The following is a 14,989-nucleotide window of genomic DNA, read 5'->3' as shown; positions in this document are numbered from 1 at the left end:
AGACCCGGATCGATGGTCAGGCGGAAATGCCTTCGATCCGGGCCAGTGCCTCGTCCGCGCCGAACGGCTGCAAGTACGGCAGCCAGCGCGGATCCCTGTGCCCGGTCCCGATGATGCGCCAGGCGAGCCCGGTCGGAGGGGCCGGCTTGTGCCGCAGGCGCCAGCCGATCTCGACCAGGTGACGGTCGGCCTTGACGTGGTTGCAGCGGCGGCAGGACGCGACCACGTTCTCCCACGCGTGCTGGCCGCCGCGGCTCTTGGGGATGACGTGGTCGACGCTGGTTGCGACGCCACCGCAGTACATGCACCGCCCGCCGTCCCTGGCGAACAGCGCCCGCCGGGTCAGAGGAACGGGCCCCCTGTAAGGGACCCGGACGAACCGCTTGAGGCGGACCACGCTGGGTGCGGGGACAGTACAGGTTGCGCTGTGCATATAGGCGCCGGACTCCTCGAGGCACATGGCCTTGTTCTCGAGGACCAGAACGAGCGCGCGGCGGAGCGGTACGACGCCGAGTGGCTCGTACGACGCGTTGAGGACCAGGACATGCGGCACGGATGCCTCCTTGTACGCCGGCGGCGCGTGGCTCGCGCCGGGACGATCTGTAGTCAGTTTCCCCTCATGGCCTGCGCAAGCGCCACCATGTCCCGGTAACGGGCTGGGAGTGTTTTCGACCACACCCCCTACATCCCCAGGTGAGGACGGCCTCTCCCTCGAACAAGACAACGATCCACACACAATGCCCCGTTAGTGTGGTGGGTCTGCCCGTAACTTCGCCTTTCGCGGGCGGCCGCTATGCCTGGAGGTTTCAGCCGTGATCTTGTCCGTCCTGTCGGCGTCCGACCCATCCTCGGACCCGACCACACTCAAGGACGCCCAGGAGCAGGCCACCAACGCCGCCAGCTGGGTCGGGCAGAACTGGTCCACCTGGCTGGGTATCGGCCTGCGCATCCTGCTCATCGTCGTCGTCGCCGTGGTCCTGAGAGTGGCCATCCGGCGCGCCATCACCAAGCTCATCGAGCGCATGAACCGCACGGCGCAGGCCGTCGACGGCACCGCGCTCGGGGGCCTGCTGGTCAATGTGGAGCGCCGCCGGCAGCGCTCGCAGGCCATCGGCAGCGTGCTGCGCTCGGTCGCCTCTTTCGTGATTCTCGGCACAGCCGCCCTGATGATCCTCGGCACGTTCCAGATCAATCTGGCCCCGCTGCTCGCCTCGGCGGGCGTCGCGGGTGTGGCGATCGGCTTCGGCGCCCGCAACCTCGTCACGGACTTTCTGTCCGGCGTCTTCATGATCCTCGAGGACCAGTACGGCGTCGGGGACAGCATCGACGCGGGCGTCGCCTCGGGCGAGGTGGTCGAGGTCGGCCTGCGCGTCACCAAGTTGCGGGGCGCCGACGGCGAGATCTGGTACGTCCGCAACGGCGAGGTCAAGCGCATCGGCAACCTCTCGCAGGGCTGGGCCACCGCGAGTGTCGACGTCACCGTCCGCTCGGACGAGGACCTGGTCAAGGTCAAGGAGACCCTGACCGAGGTCGGCGTCGCCATGAGCAAGGACGAGCCCTGGAACGAGATGCTGTGGGGCCCGGTCGAGGTCCTCGGCCTGGACAGCGTGCTCCTCGACTCCATGGTCGTGGGCGTCTCGGCGAAGACCATGCCCGGCAAGTCCCTCACTGTGCAGCGCGAGCTGCGCTGGCGCATCAAGCTGGCCTTCGACGAGGCCGGGATCCGCATCGTGGGCCGACTGCCCCTGCAGGCCATCGACGAGGCCACCGCCGACCCGACGGCCGGCGTCTCGGCCCCGTCCGCCTACGCGTCGAGCACGTCCCCGCAGTCCCTCGCGGCGTCCCCGATCACGCCGCCGAACCTGTCGAAGTAACGGCCGCGGGCGTACGCCGGCCCGCTCGCCTCACTCCGCGACCGCGTACGCCTCCACCGACCACAGCGAATAGCCGTACTGCGTGGCCCGCCTGTCTCCCTGGACCCGTACGAAGCGGGTGTCGCGGGCGTCCATGCGGACCGACTCGCGGCCCCCGTGGCCGTCCTTCACGGTCGCGGCCGTGCGCCACGACTTCCCGTCGGCGGACGTCTGGATCCGGTAGCCCTTCGCGTACGCGTCCTGCCAGGTCAGCACGACCTGGCCCAGCCGCACCGGCTTCGCCAGTTCGACCTGCCACCAGGCGCCGTCCTCGGCGGGCGACGACCAGCGGGTCTCCGGGTCGCCGTCGCCGGCGGCGGACGCCGGGAAGTCCGAGGTCTCGTCGGCCGAGGACGAGGGCCTGCCCTCGCGGACCAGGTCCGGGCCCGCCGTACGGGGATACGCCCGTACCGACACCGTGCGCGTCGTGCCGGCGAAGCTGACCGGGACGTCGTACGTGCCCGCCGGGGTGCCGTCCGGGACGGTGATGTCGACCGGGGCGCTCACCTGCGTGCCGCGCGGGAGCGTCGCCTGGGCGGGCAGCACCACCTTGATGCCGTGCGGGCCTTCCGCGCGAAGGCGCCCCTCCACGGAGCCCGGCCGCTGAGATGTCAGGCGTGCCGTGACCCGCCGAGCGCCGCCGCCGATCTCCGCGTCCAGCTCCGTGCGGGCCAGCTCGAACGAGGCGTCGGGGGAGTCCGCGTACCAGGGGACGACGTGGCGCACGGCGCCCTTCTCGGCGCCGGTCACGCGGATCGCGTCCGCCCGTACGTCCTTCGGCCTGCGCTCGGTGAACCCGCTGTCCGTGAGCGTGCCCACGGACTTCCAGCCCTCGCCCGGCACATGGACCTGCACGGTGCCCTGCGTGCCGGGGTCGGCCAGGACCGTCACCGCCGTGAGCCGCCGCGCCCGCGGCAGCTTCGCCTCTCCGTCGCGCGTCGCGTCGGCGCGACCGGTCCCCGCCCACGCCGCGTACGCCTTCTGCGCCCGGTCGAGGAACGGGTCCAGCACGCCCTTGCCGACGGTGACCTGACGGGACTCCAGACCGGCGCGCTGACCCTCCAGGAGCCGCGCCGCCCGCCACGCCGCCGCCCCGTCACCGCGGGCCTGCGCATTCAGCATGTCGACGGCCGTCTCCCCGGCCTCCCCGTAGCGCGCCAACTGGTCGCTCCAGGGCCGCACTTCGGCGTCCACCGGCGTCGACTCGAGCCGCTCCGGCGTCCGCCGCATCACGGTGAAAGCGGCCCGCAGCTTCTTCGCCGCCGCCTCGTACCGCGCGCGGTCGGTGACCAGCGTCGTACGGGAGTCCCAGAAGCCGGAGACGACCGGCTTCAGATACGCGGACTCGTCCTCGCCGAGCACGGACGACGCGTCGTTGCCCGCCAGCGCGCCGAGCGCCTCACGGGTGGGCGCGTCACCGCCCGCCAGGTCGTCGATCGCGGCCTTCCAGGACTCCTGCGGGCGGTAGTCGCGCGGGTTCCACGCGTAGTCCGCCGTCGTGAACAGCGGGATGCGGGAGGCCGCGGGCTGCTCCATCGCGTTGGCGAGCAGCGCCGCCGAACCCGTCGCCACGGCGGGCTCACGGCCCGTGTACGGCCCGAGGAAGATGCGGTCCTGCGCGTAGTCGTTGACCGGGTAGTTGTCCATCGTGACGAGGTCGTGTGCGGACCCGAACGCGGCCCGCGCCCCCGCCAGTTCGCGCCCGGTGATCGTGCGCGGGACCACGCCGACGCCCGTCCACGCCACCTCGACGGAGTCGTCGAGCCGGCCCGCGAGCGCCCCGCGGTACTCCGTCGACCCGTCCTGGTAGAACTCGGTCGGCATCAGCGACAGCGGCCCCGCACCCGGGTGCCGCGCGGCGAGGTGCCGCGCCACCGCGTTCGCCACGCGCGCCTGCGCCCGCGCCGCCGCCTTCGGCCCCGAGCCGAACGTCTTCGCGTCCGCCTCGCAGTGCCACTCGCTGTACGACACGTCCTGGAACTGCAGCTGGAACGCCCGCACACCGAGCGCCCACATGGCGTCCAGCTTGCGGTTCAGGGCCCTGACGTCGTCGTCCGACGACATGCACATCGCCTGCCCGGGCGCCACGGCCCAGCTCAGCGTCACGTGGTTGGCGCGCGCCCGCTCGGCAAGCGCCCGGAAGTCCGCGCGCTGGGCGGCCGGATACGTCTCGCGCCACCTCGCCTGCCGGTACAGGTCGTCGCCCGGCGCGTACAGATAGCGGTTCTGCTTGGTGCGCCCCATGAAGTCCAGCTGGTCGAGCCGCTGTTCACGGGTCCACGGGGTCCCGTAGAACCCCTCCGTCATGCCGCGCACGGCCGTACCCGGCCAGTCGCGCACGACGACCCCGGCGACCTTGCGCCCGCTCACCAGCTGCCGGAGCGTCTGCACGGCGTGGAACAGGCCGTCGTCGCCGACGCCTTCCATGGCGACGGTGTCCCGGCCGTCGGTCCGCCCGACGGCGAGCCGGTACCCGCCGGACGGCAGGTCCTTGCGGGCGGACGCCCCGAGAGCGCCGAGCGCCGTCTCCAGGCCCTGTCCCCGGCCCGGGCGTGCGTCGGCCGCTCCCCAGCCGCCACCGGCCGCGGTCCCGGCGGCCGCGGAGCCGATCCGCACCACGAGTGCGGGAGCCGGGGGCAGGGAGCTCTCGTCGTCGACCTCGGTGATGTGCCGGGCTCCCGCCCCGCGCAGCACGGTGCGCAGCGCGTCCACCGCGTGCCGGTCGGCGCCCCGGCCGGTGACGAGGACGACCTCGTCGGTCACGGTCACGGACTCCGCGCCGGAGGCGGTACGCAGGGACTGCGGCCGGGGCCACACCGCGGGTGTTTCCGTCTCGCTGTCCCGGTCGCCCGTGGAGAGCGGGTGCCCGGGAGGGGCCGCCACCGCTCCGGAGGCCCCCCCGAGCGCACTGGCGATGACGGCGGCAGCGATCGCCGCCGCCCCCTTCCTGTGACGCCGGAGCTGCACGGCTCACTCCTCGTTGGTCTCGGGTCGGTGGTGGGACCGGTCATAGGTGTCCCAGGATGGCAACCGAGCCCACCACTGACCGGGTCGGAGTGTCAACGGGAGTGGCCGTTGTGCCGCAATTGCCCGGCCGGGAGTGGCGGAAGGGGGTAATTCGCGCCGCTCACCGGCCGAGTCCCGCCCATGGAACAGAATGTGACCAGTAACACGTTGTCGGGCCGTTCATGTCTGCGGCCGCGTTCGCTGGGTAGAGCTGCCGAGACCGTCACCCACGAAAAGATCGACGACAAGACCCGCGAAGAACCGCGAAAAGGAGGCCTTCATGGCCGCATCGGCGCACCTTCTGCTCTCGGCCCTGTCCAAACAGGCGGACGTCATCCTGCCCGCCCCCGCCCTGCCGCTGCCGGACGAGTTCGCGTTCGGCGCCGAACTGCCTCTCACCAGCGAACCGCCCCTCGCCGACACGGAGCCGCTGACCAGCGAGCCCGCCCTCATCGACGTAGCGCCCCTCACGAGCGAGCCGACCCCCTCGGGTCCGGTCGCGGGCCTGGACGCCTCGGGGGTCTAGGTGACGCTGGCCCGGCTCGCCGCGCTGCACGGGGTCGCCCCGTCCTACTCGCCGTCCCCCGGCCGCACGGTCGAGGCCCCGGACGCCGCGCTCGTCGCCGTCCTCGCCGCCCTCGGTGTCGACGCGCGCACTCCGGAGTCCGTACGGGACGCGCTGGCCGCGCGCGAGGCGGAGGCCGCGGCGCGGCTGCTGCCCCCGACGGTCGTCCTGTGGGCCGGTGAACCCGCCCCGGCCTGGGCGCGGGAATTACCCGAAGGCGTGACGCTCCGGCTGGCCACCGAGCAGGGTGAGCGCGTCGACGGCTGGCGAGCGTCCGGGTCCGCTCCCCTCGGCGTCCACCGGCTGCGGGCCACCGCCCCCGACGGCGCCGCGGCCGAGGCCCACCTGATCGTCGCCCCGCCGCGCGTGCGCACCCCGGGCGAGCGCACGTACGGGCTGCTCGTGCAGCTCTACTCCCTCCTGTCGGCGAAGTCCTGGGGCATGGGCGACCTCGGTGACCTGGCCGACCTCGCGGCCTGGGCGGGCCGCACCGCCGGCGCCGGGTTCGTGCAGGTCAACCCGCTGCACGCGGCCGTACCCCGTGGGGAAGGGCCCTCGGACCCCTCCCCGTACCGCCCGTCGTCGCGCCGCTTCCCCGACCCGGTACACCTGCGCGTCGAGGACATCCCCGAGTACGCCTATCTGCCCGACGCCGACCGCGACCGCGTGCGCGAGCTGCTCACGGAGGCCGCCCGGCTGCGCGACGGCGTCCTGCACAAGGGCGCCCTGATCGACCGCGACGCCGTGTGGGACCTCAAGCGCCGCGCCCTCGACCACGTCCTGCGCGTCCCGCTCGGCCCCGGCCGACGCGCCGCCTACTGGGACTTCCTCGCCGAGCAGGGCGCGGACCTGGACCACCACGCCACCTGGTGCGCGCTCGCCGAGCGGCACGGCCCCGACTGGCACACCTGGCCCGAGCCCCTGCGCGACCCCGGATCGCGCGAAACCGCGGAAGCCCGCGCCGAGTTGATGGACCGCGTCGACTTCCACAGCCACCTCGCCTGGCTCACCGACGCCCAACTGGCCACCGCCCAGCGTTCCGCGCGCGACGCGGGCATGCCCGTCGGACTCGTCCACGACCTGGCCGTGGGCGTACACCCGGAGGGCGCCGACGCCTGGGCCCAGCAGCACGTCTTCGCCGCGGGCATGTCCGTCGGCGCGCCCCCGGACGCCTTCAACTCCCGCGGCCAGGACTGGGGTCTGCCGCCCTGGCGTCCCGACCGGCTCGCCGCCGCCGGCTACGCCCCGTACCGCGCGCTCCTGCGCGGCCTGCTCGCCCACGCGGGGGCGGTCCGCATCGACCACGTCATGGGCCTGTTCCGGCTGTGGTGGGTGCCGGCCGGGCAGCCGCCGACCGAGGGTGCGTACGTCCGCTACGACGCGGAGGCGATGCTCGCCGTGCTCGCCCTGGAGGCCGACCGCGCCGACGCCCTGGTGATAGGCGAGGACCTCGGCACGGTCGAGCCCGGCGTCCGAGAGGCCCTGGACGCGCGCGGGGTGCTCGGCACGTCCGTGCTGTGGTTCGAGCGGGACTGGGACGGCACGGGCCGCCCGGTGCCGCCGGAGCGGTGGCGGACGGACTGCGTGGCCACCGCCACCACCCACGATCTGCCGTCCACCGCGGCCCGGCTGACCGGCGATCATGTGCGGCTGCGTGACAGCCTCGGCCTCCTCGGGCGGCCGCTCGCGCGGGAGCAGGCCGAGGCCACGGCGGAAGTCGCCGAGTGGACCGCCTTGTTCGCGCGCCTCGGCCTGCTGCCCGGCGGCGGGGGGCAGGGCCCGAGCGAGGAGGAGGAGATCCGCGCCGTCCACCGTTTCCTGCTGCTCACCCCGGCCCGCATGGTCGGCGTCTGGCTGCCCGACGCGGTCGGCGACCGGCGCCCGCAGAACCTGCCGGGGACCTGGGACGAGTACCCGAACTGGCAGCTCCCGATCGCCGATCCCACCGGCCGTCCGGTCACCTTCGAGGAGCTCACGGCCTCGCCGAGGGCGCACGCGCTGATCGAGGTCCTGCGGTCCGGACTGCCCCGTACGGCACCCCCGGGCGCGCGGCCCGTTTAGGTGTTCGCTACGTTTGCACCGTGGACAAGAAGAACGCCCTGCGCGCCGGCGCCCTGGCTGCCGGTACGACGCTGATGATGCTGCTCATGTCGTCCCCCGCGCTCGCGCTGGCGCGCGACGACGGCGACGACCCCGGTAAGGGCCTCACCGTCATCGAGACCCTTGGCCTCTATGTCGTTGCGCCGATCGTGCTGTTCCTGGTGATCGCCGGCCTCGTGATCGTCGGTGACAAGTCCCGCAAGCCGCAGAGGCAGGGCTGACCGCCGCACCTCTCATTGACGTCTTTGCCGAGGGCGTCCTCGTGTGCACCGCGCACCGAGGGCGCCCTCGGTGCGTTTCCCGGGGTGTTCTACGGGGTGTTCCATGGGCGTTCCACGTGCGTTCGGCCGGGCGTTCTACGGCCGCTCGGCCGTCAGATAGCGCTGGAGGGTCGGCGCCAGCCACTCCACCATCTCGTCGCGGCCGAGCCCGACGGCGGGGCCGAAGCGCAGAACGTAGCGGGTGAGCGCGAGACCGAGGACCTGTGACGCGCAGAGCGCGGCCCGCACCGGGGCCTCGGCGGGGTCGGGGCAGACGCGCAGGGCGAGCGGCAGCGTCTGCCTCTTGAAGATGTCCTGCATGCGCTCGGCGCCCGCGGTATTGGTGACGCCCACGCGCAGCAGCGCGGTGAGCACCTCGTTCTCCTCCCACAGGTCGAGGAAGTGCCGCACGAGGGTCCGGCCTATGTCGTCGACCGCGATCTCCTCGGGGTCGGGCAGCCGCAGGTCCAGGTCGATCGCCGCGGCGAAGAGCCCCTCCTTGTTGCCGTAGTAGCGCATCACCATCGACGGGTCGATCGCCGCGTCCTTGGCGATGGCGCGGATCGTGGCCCGCTCGTACCCGTCGGCGGCGAAGCGTTCGCGGGCCGCCGCGAGGATCGCGGTGCGGGTGGCGTCCGAGCGGCGTGCCTGCTGGGTGGTTCCTGTCATGCCAACAAACGTAGGCCAACACCTGTTGACAGTCCAGAGCTGCGCCCCTAAGTTTGCCAACAGACGTTGACCAACAAGCGTTGGCAATGAGTGACCGGGTACACCCGACCTGAGCTTGCAGGCACCAGGAGGCCACCATGAACGGCACCACTCCTCGCACCGTGATCGTCGTCGGCTCCGGACCCACCGGCCTGCTCCTCGCCGGCGACCTCGCCGCCGCGGGCGTCCCCGTCACCGTCGTCGAGAAGCGCTCCCACAAGATCAGCAACCTCTCCCGCGCCTTCGTCCTGCACGCCCGCACCCTGGAGCAGCTCGACGCCCGCGGTCTCGCCGACGGCATCGAGGCCAAGGGCCGGGCCCTCGACAGGCTGAGCCTCTTCGGCCGCCTCGCCGTCGACCTGGGCGACCTCCCCTCCCGCTTCCGGCACCTCCTGGTCCTGCCGCAGTACGAGGTCGAGGCCGCCCTCCAGCAGCGCGCCACCGACGCGGGCGTGAAGTTCTCGTACGAGACCGAGGTCACCGGCCTCACCCAGGACGCGGACGGGGTGACGCTCCAGGTCCGCACAGGGGAGGGCGAGCCGACGACGTTGCGGGCCGCGTACGTCGTCGGCGCCGACGGCATGCGCAGCGCCGTACGCGAGAGCGTCGGGCTGCCCTTCCCCGGCAAGTCCGTCATCCGCTCCGTCGTCCTCGCCGACGTGAAGCTCGCCGAGGAGCCCGAGAACGTCCTCACGGTCAACGCCGTCGGCGACGCCTTCGCCTTCATCGCGCCCTTCGGCGACGGCTACTTCCGCGTCATCGGCTGGAACCGCGCGCGCAACGTCCCCGAGTCCGCGCCGCTCGACCTCGACGAGATCAAGGAGGTCACCCGCCGCGCCCTCGGCCGCGACTACGGGATGCGCGAGGCCCGCTGGATGTCCCGCTTCCACAGCGACGAGCGCCAGGCGCCCGCCTACCGCGTCGGCCGCGTCCTGCTCGCCGGCGACGCCGCGCACGTCCACACCCCGGCCGGCGGCCAGGGAATGAACACCGGACTCCAGGACGCCGCCAACCTCGGCTGGAAGCTCGCCGCGGTCGTCAACGGCCGTGCGGGGGAGGCCCTGTTGGACACCTACGAGGCCGAGCGTCACCCCGTCGGGAAGGCCGTACTGCGCAGCAGTGGCGGCATCGTCAGGCTCGCCATGGCCAACCGGCCCTGGACCCTCGCGGCCCGCGCGGTCCTCACCGCGTTCCTCGGCCGCGTCCGCCCCGCGCGCACCCGGATGGTCGGCCAGCTCACCGGCATCGGCGTCGCCTACCCGGCCCCGCGCGGCGCGCACCGCCTCGTCGGCACCCGCGTCCCCGACGTCACGCTCAAGGAGGGCCGGCTCTACGAGGCCCTGCGCCAGGGCATGTTCGTCCTGATCGTCCCCGAGGGTGCCCACGACAAGGGCGACGACCGCTACGCCGTCGTGCACTGGGCCAGTGACCGCCGCGCGTCACTCCTGGTGCGCCCCGACGGCTACGTCGCCTGGGCGTCGGACGGCGAGCCGGCGGGCGGGGGCGTCATCTCCGCCGGTATCCCGGACAGCATCGACTCGTACTCGTTCCGGGCGTAGACGGCCGGCCGGGACCGGGGCGTCCGGGGGTTCGGTCCGGTATCAGGAGGGCTGCGTGCCCACCATCAACTGACGCAGCAGGTCGGCGAGTTGGCCGGCCTGCTCCTTGTCGAGCGAGGCGAGCGCCTCGGTCTGCACGGCGAGTCCGGCACCGACCGCCTCGTCGACCAGCGCACGGCCCTCGTCGGTGAGCGTCACCTGGAGGCCGCGGCGGTCGTGCGGGTCGGGCGAGCGGCGCAGCAGCCCGCGCCGCTCCAGTTTGTCGAGCCGCCCGGTCATGCCGCCGGTCGTCAGCATCAGCGTCGCCGAGAGCTGACGCGGCGAGAGTGTGAACGGGTCGCCGGAGCGGCGCAGCGTGGCGAGGACGTCGAACTCGCCCCGCGCGATGCCGTAGCGCGCGTACGTCTTGTCGATGCGGTCGCCCATCGCGCGCGAGATCCGGTAGACCCGGCCGAAGACCTCCATCGCCGTGGTGTCGAGGTCGGGCCTGACCTCGGCCCACTGGTCGATGATCGCGTCGACGGCGTCCTTGCTGCTGCTCATGGGGCGAGTATGCGACCCGGGTTCGGTCGGTCGCAAGAAAGTAGCTCGGCGGAAAGTAACTTTGGAGGAAGTGGCTTGACTGCAAGTAGCTTACGACTAAGCTACTTGCTGCGAAGCTACTTCTCTCCAACCCATTTCACCGCGGGGGGCGCCCGATGAAGACGAACAAGCACAGCGTTGAGAAGGCGAACAAGCGCAACGGCGCCGTGATCGCACTGACCGCGCTGGCCCCGATCTCCTGGGGCTCGACCTACGCGGTCACCACGGAGTTCCTGCCACCCGACCGCCCGCTGTTCACCGGTCTGATGCGGGCGCTGCCCGCGGGCCTCCTCCTGCTGGCGCTGGCGCGCACGCTGCCGCGCGGCGCCTGGTGGTGGAAGTCCCTGGTCCTCGGCGCGCTGAACATCGGCGCGTTCTTCCCTCTCCTCTTCCTCTCCGCCTACCGCCTCCCCGGCGGCATGGCGGCGGTGGTCGGCTCGATCGGCCCCCTCTTCGTCGCGGGCCTCGCGACGCTCCTGCTCGGTGAACGCCCCACGCGGCGCACGCTGTTGACCGGCATCGCGGCCGCGCTCGGCGTCAGCCTCGTCGTCCTCAAGGCGGCGGGCGCGCTCGACCCGGTCGGCGCGCTGGCGGCGCTGGCCTCCACTGCGTCGATGTCGACGGGAACGGTCCTCACCAAGCGGTGGGGCCGCCCGGAAGGGGTGGGCCCCCTGGCGCTCACCGGCTGGCAGCTCACGGCCGGCGGCCTCCTCATCGCCCCGCTCGCCTTCCTCGTCGAGGGCGCGCCCCCGGCGCTGGACGGCCGGGCCATCGCGGGGTACGTGTACCTGGCGCTCGCCAACACGGCGGTCGCGTACTGGCTGTGGTTCCGCGGCATCGGCCGCCTGACCGCGACGCAGGTCACGTTCCTCGGCCCGCTCTCGCCGCTGACGGCGGCAGTGATCGGCTGGGCGGCGCTCGGGCAGGCGCTGACGCCCGTGCAGCTGGTGGGCATGGCGCTGGCGTTCGGCGCGACGCTGCTGGGCCAGCGCCCGCCCCGGGCCGCCGCTTCCCCCGCTCCGCAGCCCCAACCTTTCGGTTTTGCTGAAGAGAAAGGCCAGAAAGTTTCGATGGACCTGATGGGTGGGGAGCTGCGACGGTAGTCGGGTCATAGGGAGATCACAGCTCAGGAGGGGATACGGGATGGCAGTCCTGGACCGGACGACCACCGGCGCCGAGAAGGTCGCAGCGGGGGAGACAGGGGCGGGAGGGCGCCGCGCGGGCAACGGGCTCGGCGCCGGCCTCGCGCTCGCGGTACTCGCCACGGTGGTCTGGTCGGGCAGCTTCGTCACCTCCCGTGCGCTGCACGACAGCGTGCCCCCGATCCAGCACGCGTTCTGGCGCTGGAGCATCGCGATCGCCGCGGTGGCGCCGTTCGCGGCGCGCTCCGCCTGGCGCCGGCGGGCGCTGCTCCGCGCCCACCTGCGCTTCCTGCTGCTCGCCGCGCTGCTCGGCGTGACCGTCTACAACACGCTCGTCAACCAGGCGGCGATGACGACGTCCGCCGGAACATGGGCATGATCATGACAGCGTCGCCGGTCCTGATGGCGGCGTACGAACGCCTCGGCGGCGCGCGGCTCGGGGCCTGCCGGGTGACCGGCACGGTCGTGGCGTGCGCGGGTGTGCTGCTCCTGGTCGGCAAGGGCTCCCTGGCGCCGGACTTCACGGCGGGCGACCTGTGGGTGGTCGCGGCGGCGGTCTGCTTCGGCTCGTACAGCGCGCTGCTGCGGCGCCGGCCGGCGGAGATCGGCGGGCCCGCGTTCCTCTTCGCGACGTTCGTGCTCGGCGCGCTGATGCTGCTGCCGGTGTTCCTCGTCAGCCTCGCCGTCCAGGGCGGCTTCGAGCCGACGGCGGCGACCGTCTCGCCCCTTCTGTACGTGGGTGTGGTGTCGTCCGCCGTCGCGTTCTTCGCCTGGAACAAGGCGATCGCCCAGATCGGCGCGGCCCGCGCCGGAGTCGTCTACTACCTCCAGCCGGTGTGCGTGTCCCTGCTCTCGTACGCGGTCCTCGGCGAGGCCATGGGCCGGCTGCAGATCGCTTGCATGGCGCTGATCCTGGCGGGGGTGGCCCTCGGCTCCGCGACCCGGAGCGGGTCCCGGATACGTTGACCCCATGCGCACCACCGACTGGGACATCAAGAAGCTCGCGATCCTGCGGGCCCTGCGGGACCGGGGGACGGTCACGGCCACCGCGCAGGCGCTGCTCATGACCCCGTCGGCCGTGTCGCAGCAGCTGACCAACCTGGCCAAACAGCTCGGCGTGCCACTCCTGGAGGCGCACGGGCGGCGCGTACGCCTCACCGACGCCGCCCACCTCGTCCTGCGGCACGCCGAAGCCGTGTTCGCCCAACTGGAGTGCGCCGACGCGGAGTTGGACGCGTATCTGCAGGGCGAGTCCGGGGAGGTGCGGGTCGCCGCGTTCTCCACCGCCGTGCCCGCCCTGGTGGTGCCCGCCGTACGCGCCCTGCGCACCGCCCACCCCGGGATCGCGGTCCGGGTGCGCGAGGCGGAGGCGGCGGAGGCGTACGAGCTGCTCTTGGCCGGTGACGTGGACCTGGCCCTGTCGCTCGCCGCGCACGCGCCCACCGCGCGCGACCCCAAGTTCACGCGGGTGCCGCTGCTCGCCGACCCGCTCGACGTGGCCCTGCCGGCCGGGCACCCGCTGGCGGGAGCGGCGGGCCCGCGCCTGGCCGAGCTGGCCGGCGAGCACTGGATCTTCGGCGGTTCGGGGCCCTGGTCGGAGATCACGCGGGCCGCGTGCGAGGCCGCCGGGTTCGTGCCGGAGCAGGCGCACAGCGCGTCCGGCTGGACGGCGATCCTGGCGATGGTCGAGGCGGGGATGGGTATCGCCCTGGTCCCGCGCATGGCGGCGGCGGGCCGGGAGGGCGTCGTGATGTGCGCGCTGGGCGAGGACCGGCCGGTCAGGCACGTGGTGGCGGCGGTGCGCAGGGGGTCGGAGAAGGCGCCGGCGGTGTCGAGGGTGCTGGAGGCCCTGAAGGACGCCGCGGCGGAGCGCTGACGCCTGGACCGACCGTTCAGTTCACCTGAACGTACATGTCGAAAAGTTTCGATGGACCTAAGGGCTCGGCGGTCCGACAGTGGACGTATGACGACATCTGACGCCACGCCGCTCGAAGCCCTCGAGGACCCCCACGCCAACGACGCCGCCCCCTACTCCGGCGGCGACCCGTACGCCGACTACCGCCACTTCGGCGACACCGAGAGCTACGCGGAGCTGGTGGACCTCGCCGACCGGCGCCTGGGCGCAGGAGTCATCGCCGCGAACGACGAGTTCTTCGCCCAGCGCGAGAACCTCCTCGTCCGTGAGCCCGCGGTGTTCGACCCGGAGCACTTCGGGCACAAGGGCAAGATCATGGACGGCTGGGAGACCCGCCGCCGCCGCGGCACCGCCGATTCCCCCTTCCCCGCGCCCGAGGACCACGACTGGGCGATCGTCCGGCTCGGCGCGCCAGGCGTGATCCGCGGCATCGTCGTGGACACCGCGCACTTCCGCGGCAACTACCCGCAGCGCATCAGCGTCCAGGCGGCGTGCGTGGAGGGCTCCGCGAGCCTCGAGGAGCTGCTCGCCGCCGACGTGAAGTGGGAGGAGCTGATCGCACCGACCCCGGTACGCGGCCACGCGGCGAACGGCTTCACGATCGCCTCCGAGCGCCGCTACACCCACCTCCGCCTCTGCCAGCACCCCGACGGCGGCGTGGCCCGCCTGCGCGTGCACGGCGAGGTGGTCCCCGACCCCGAGTGGCTCGACCTGCTCGGCACGTTCGACCTGATCTCCGTCCTCAACGGCGGTACGTACGAGGACGCGTCGGACAGGTTCTACTCCTCGCCCACGCAGATCATCCTGCCCGGCACGTCCCGCAAGATGGACGACGGCTGGGAGAACCGCAGGCGCCGGGTGCACGGCACGAACGACTGGGTACGGTTCCGCCTCGCCGCGCAGGGCGCGATCCGCGCGGTGGAGATCGACACGGCGTACCTGAAGGGGAACTCGGCCGGCTGGATCGCCCTGAGCGGCCGCAACGGCGACACGGGCGAATGGTTCGACATCATCCCCCGCACCCGCCTCCAGCCCGACACCCTCCACCGCTTCAAACTCCCCGCCCAGGCCGTGGCCACCCACGTACGCCTCGACGCCTTCCCGGACGGCGGCGTCGCCCGCATGCGTCTGCACGGCTCCCTCACGGAAACGGGCCGCGACCAACTGCGCACCCGTTACGCCGAGTTGAACGGCTGAGCGCTCGCACACGCGAAAGCGCCCGGCACCGGAGGAATCCGG

General features: G+C 72.8%; 12 protein-coding genes and 1 pseudogene. 9 read left to right on the top strand and 4 right to left on the bottom strand.

Features of this window, described 5'->3' with window-relative positions:
* Nucleotides 1-16 precede the first annotated feature (16 nt).
* A complete protein-coding gene (locus tag ACWFR4_RS16265) occupies nucleotides 17-553 on the bottom strand; it encodes an HNH endonuclease (RefSeq protein ID WP_100594167.1) in 537 nt (178 codons plus the stop codon).
* A gap of 259 nt (nucleotides 554-812) precedes the next feature.
* Between ACWFR4_RS16265 and ACWFR4_RS16260 the strand changes: the two genes are divergently transcribed.
* Complete coding sequence (locus ACWFR4_RS16260) at nucleotides 813-1,874, top strand: mechanosensitive ion channel family protein (RefSeq protein ID WP_453462160.1); 1,062 nt, start codon at nucleotides 813-815, stop codon at nucleotides 1,872-1,874.
* Between the two features lie 30 nt (nucleotides 1,875-1,904).
* On the opposite strand, the gene ACWFR4_RS16255 is transcribed toward ACWFR4_RS16260, so the two are convergent.
* A complete protein-coding gene (locus tag ACWFR4_RS16255; RefSeq protein WP_453652966.1) occupies nucleotides 1,905-4,880 on the bottom strand; it encodes a beta-N-acetylglucosaminidase domain-containing protein in 2,976 nt (991 codons plus the stop codon).
* Between the two features lie 319 nt (nucleotides 4,881-5,199).
* Between ACWFR4_RS16255 and ACWFR4_RS16250 the strand changes: the two genes are divergently transcribed.
* From ACWFR4_RS16250 to ACWFR4_RS16240, 3 genes are read left to right on the top strand one after another with little or no spacing between them, the layout of a single operon-like run.
* Nucleotides 5,200-5,445, top strand: a complete 246-nt coding sequence (locus ACWFR4_RS16250) for a hypothetical protein (protein ID WP_100594170.1) — start codon at nucleotides 5,200-5,202, stop codon at nucleotides 5,443-5,445.
* Nucleotides 5,446-7,545 carry a 4-alpha-glucanotransferase gene (malQ, locus tag ACWFR4_RS16245; RefSeq protein ID WP_453652964.1) on the top strand — a complete coding sequence of 700 codons (2,100 nt, stop codon included), beginning with the start codon at nucleotides 5,446-5,448 and terminating at the stop codon, nucleotides 7,543-7,545.
* Between the two features lie 20 nt (nucleotides 7,546-7,565).
* The gene (locus tag ACWFR4_RS16240; RefSeq protein WP_453652962.1) at nucleotides 7,566-7,805 is read left to right on the top strand and encodes a hypothetical protein; all 240 of its coding nucleotides are present in this window, start codon (nucleotides 7,566-7,568) and stop codon (nucleotides 7,803-7,805) included.
* 135 nt (nucleotides 7,806-7,940) lie between these two features.
* Here the strand turns inward: ACWFR4_RS16240 and ACWFR4_RS16235 are convergent, their stop codons facing one another.
* Nucleotides 7,941-8,513, bottom strand: coding sequence for a TetR/AcrR family transcriptional regulator (locus ACWFR4_RS16235; protein WP_453462152.1), 573 nt, complete (start codon nucleotides 8,511-8,513; stop codon nucleotides 7,941-7,943).
* Nucleotides 8,514-8,650: 137 nt separating this feature from the next.
* Here ACWFR4_RS16235 and ACWFR4_RS16230 point away from each other — a divergent pair, with 137 nt between their 5' ends.
* Nucleotides 8,651-10,111 carry an FAD-dependent monooxygenase gene (locus ACWFR4_RS16230; RefSeq protein WP_453652960.1) on the top strand — a complete coding sequence of 487 codons (1,461 nt, stop codon included), beginning with the start codon at nucleotides 8,651-8,653 and terminating at the stop codon, nucleotides 10,109-10,111.
* 42 nt (nucleotides 10,112-10,153) lie between these two features.
* Here the strand turns inward: ACWFR4_RS16230 and ACWFR4_RS16225 are convergent, their stop codons facing one another.
* Entirely contained in the window at nucleotides 10,154-10,654 is a 501-nt protein-coding gene (locus ACWFR4_RS16225) for a MarR family winged helix-turn-helix transcriptional regulator (RefSeq protein WP_453462146.1), read from the bottom strand.
* A 155-nt stretch (nucleotides 10,655-10,809) separates the two neighbouring features.
* Between ACWFR4_RS16225 and ACWFR4_RS16220 the strand changes: the two genes are divergently transcribed.
* The 4 genes and pseudogenes from ACWFR4_RS16220 (at nucleotide 10,810) to alc (ending at nucleotide 14,947) form a co-directional block, all read left to right on the top strand.
* The gene (locus ACWFR4_RS16220) at nucleotides 10,810-11,796 is read left to right on the top strand and encodes an EamA family transporter (protein ID WP_453652958.1); all 987 of its coding nucleotides are present in this window, start codon (nucleotides 10,810-10,812) and stop codon (nucleotides 11,794-11,796) included.
* Between the two features lie 40 nt (nucleotides 11,797-11,836).
* A pseudogene (locus tag ACWFR4_RS16215) lies at nucleotides 11,837-12,801 on the top strand (DMT family transporter).
* A 4-nt stretch (nucleotides 12,802-12,805) separates the two neighbouring features.
* Nucleotides 12,806-13,711, top strand: a complete 906-nt coding sequence (locus ACWFR4_RS16210; RefSeq protein WP_453652956.1) for a LysR family transcriptional regulator — start codon at nucleotides 12,806-12,808, stop codon at nucleotides 13,709-13,711.
* Nucleotides 13,712-13,798: 87 nt separating this feature from the next.
* Nucleotides 13,799-14,947 (top strand): allantoicase, encoded by a 1,149-nt coding sequence (gene alc, locus ACWFR4_RS16205; RefSeq protein ID WP_453652954.1) that lies wholly within the window; start codon nucleotides 13,799-13,801, stop codon nucleotides 14,945-14,947.
* Nucleotides 14,948-14,989: the final 42 nt, after the last annotated feature.

Source organism: Streptomyces sp. NPDC055140, from assembly GCF_053607285.1.
Note: the sequence above shows the minus strand (reverse complement) of the source record. Positions and strands in the feature narration are given on the sequence as shown.

Bases quoted from the DNA above. Each gene is read 5' to 3' on its own strand.
- ACWFR4_RS16230 (WP_453652960.1), top strand. From the start codon at position 8,651: ATGAACGGCACCACTCCTCGCACCGTGATCGTCGTCGGCTCCGGACCC.
- ACWFR4_RS16235 (WP_453462152.1), bottom strand. From the start codon at position 8,513: ATGACAGGAACCACCCAGCAGGCACGCCGCTCGGACGCCACCCGCACC.
- ACWFR4_RS16220 (WP_453652958.1), top strand. From the start codon at position 10,810: ATGAAGACGAACAAGCACAGCGTTGAGAAGGCGAACAAGCGCAACGGC.
- ACWFR4_RS16250 (WP_100594170.1), top strand. From the start codon at position 5,200: ATGGCCGCATCGGCGCACCTTCTGCTCTCGGCCCTGTCCAAACAGGCG.
- ACWFR4_RS16210 (WP_453652956.1), top strand. From the start codon at position 12,806: ATGCGCACCACCGACTGGGACATCAAGAAGCTCGCGATCCTGCGGGCC.
- alc (WP_453652954.1), top strand. From the start codon at position 13,799: ATGACGACATCTGACGCCACGCCGCTCGAAGCCCTCGAGGACCCCCAC.
- ACWFR4_RS16225 (WP_453462146.1), bottom strand. From the start codon at position 10,654: ATGAGCAGCAGCAAGGACGCCGTCGACGCGATCATCGACCAGTGGGCC.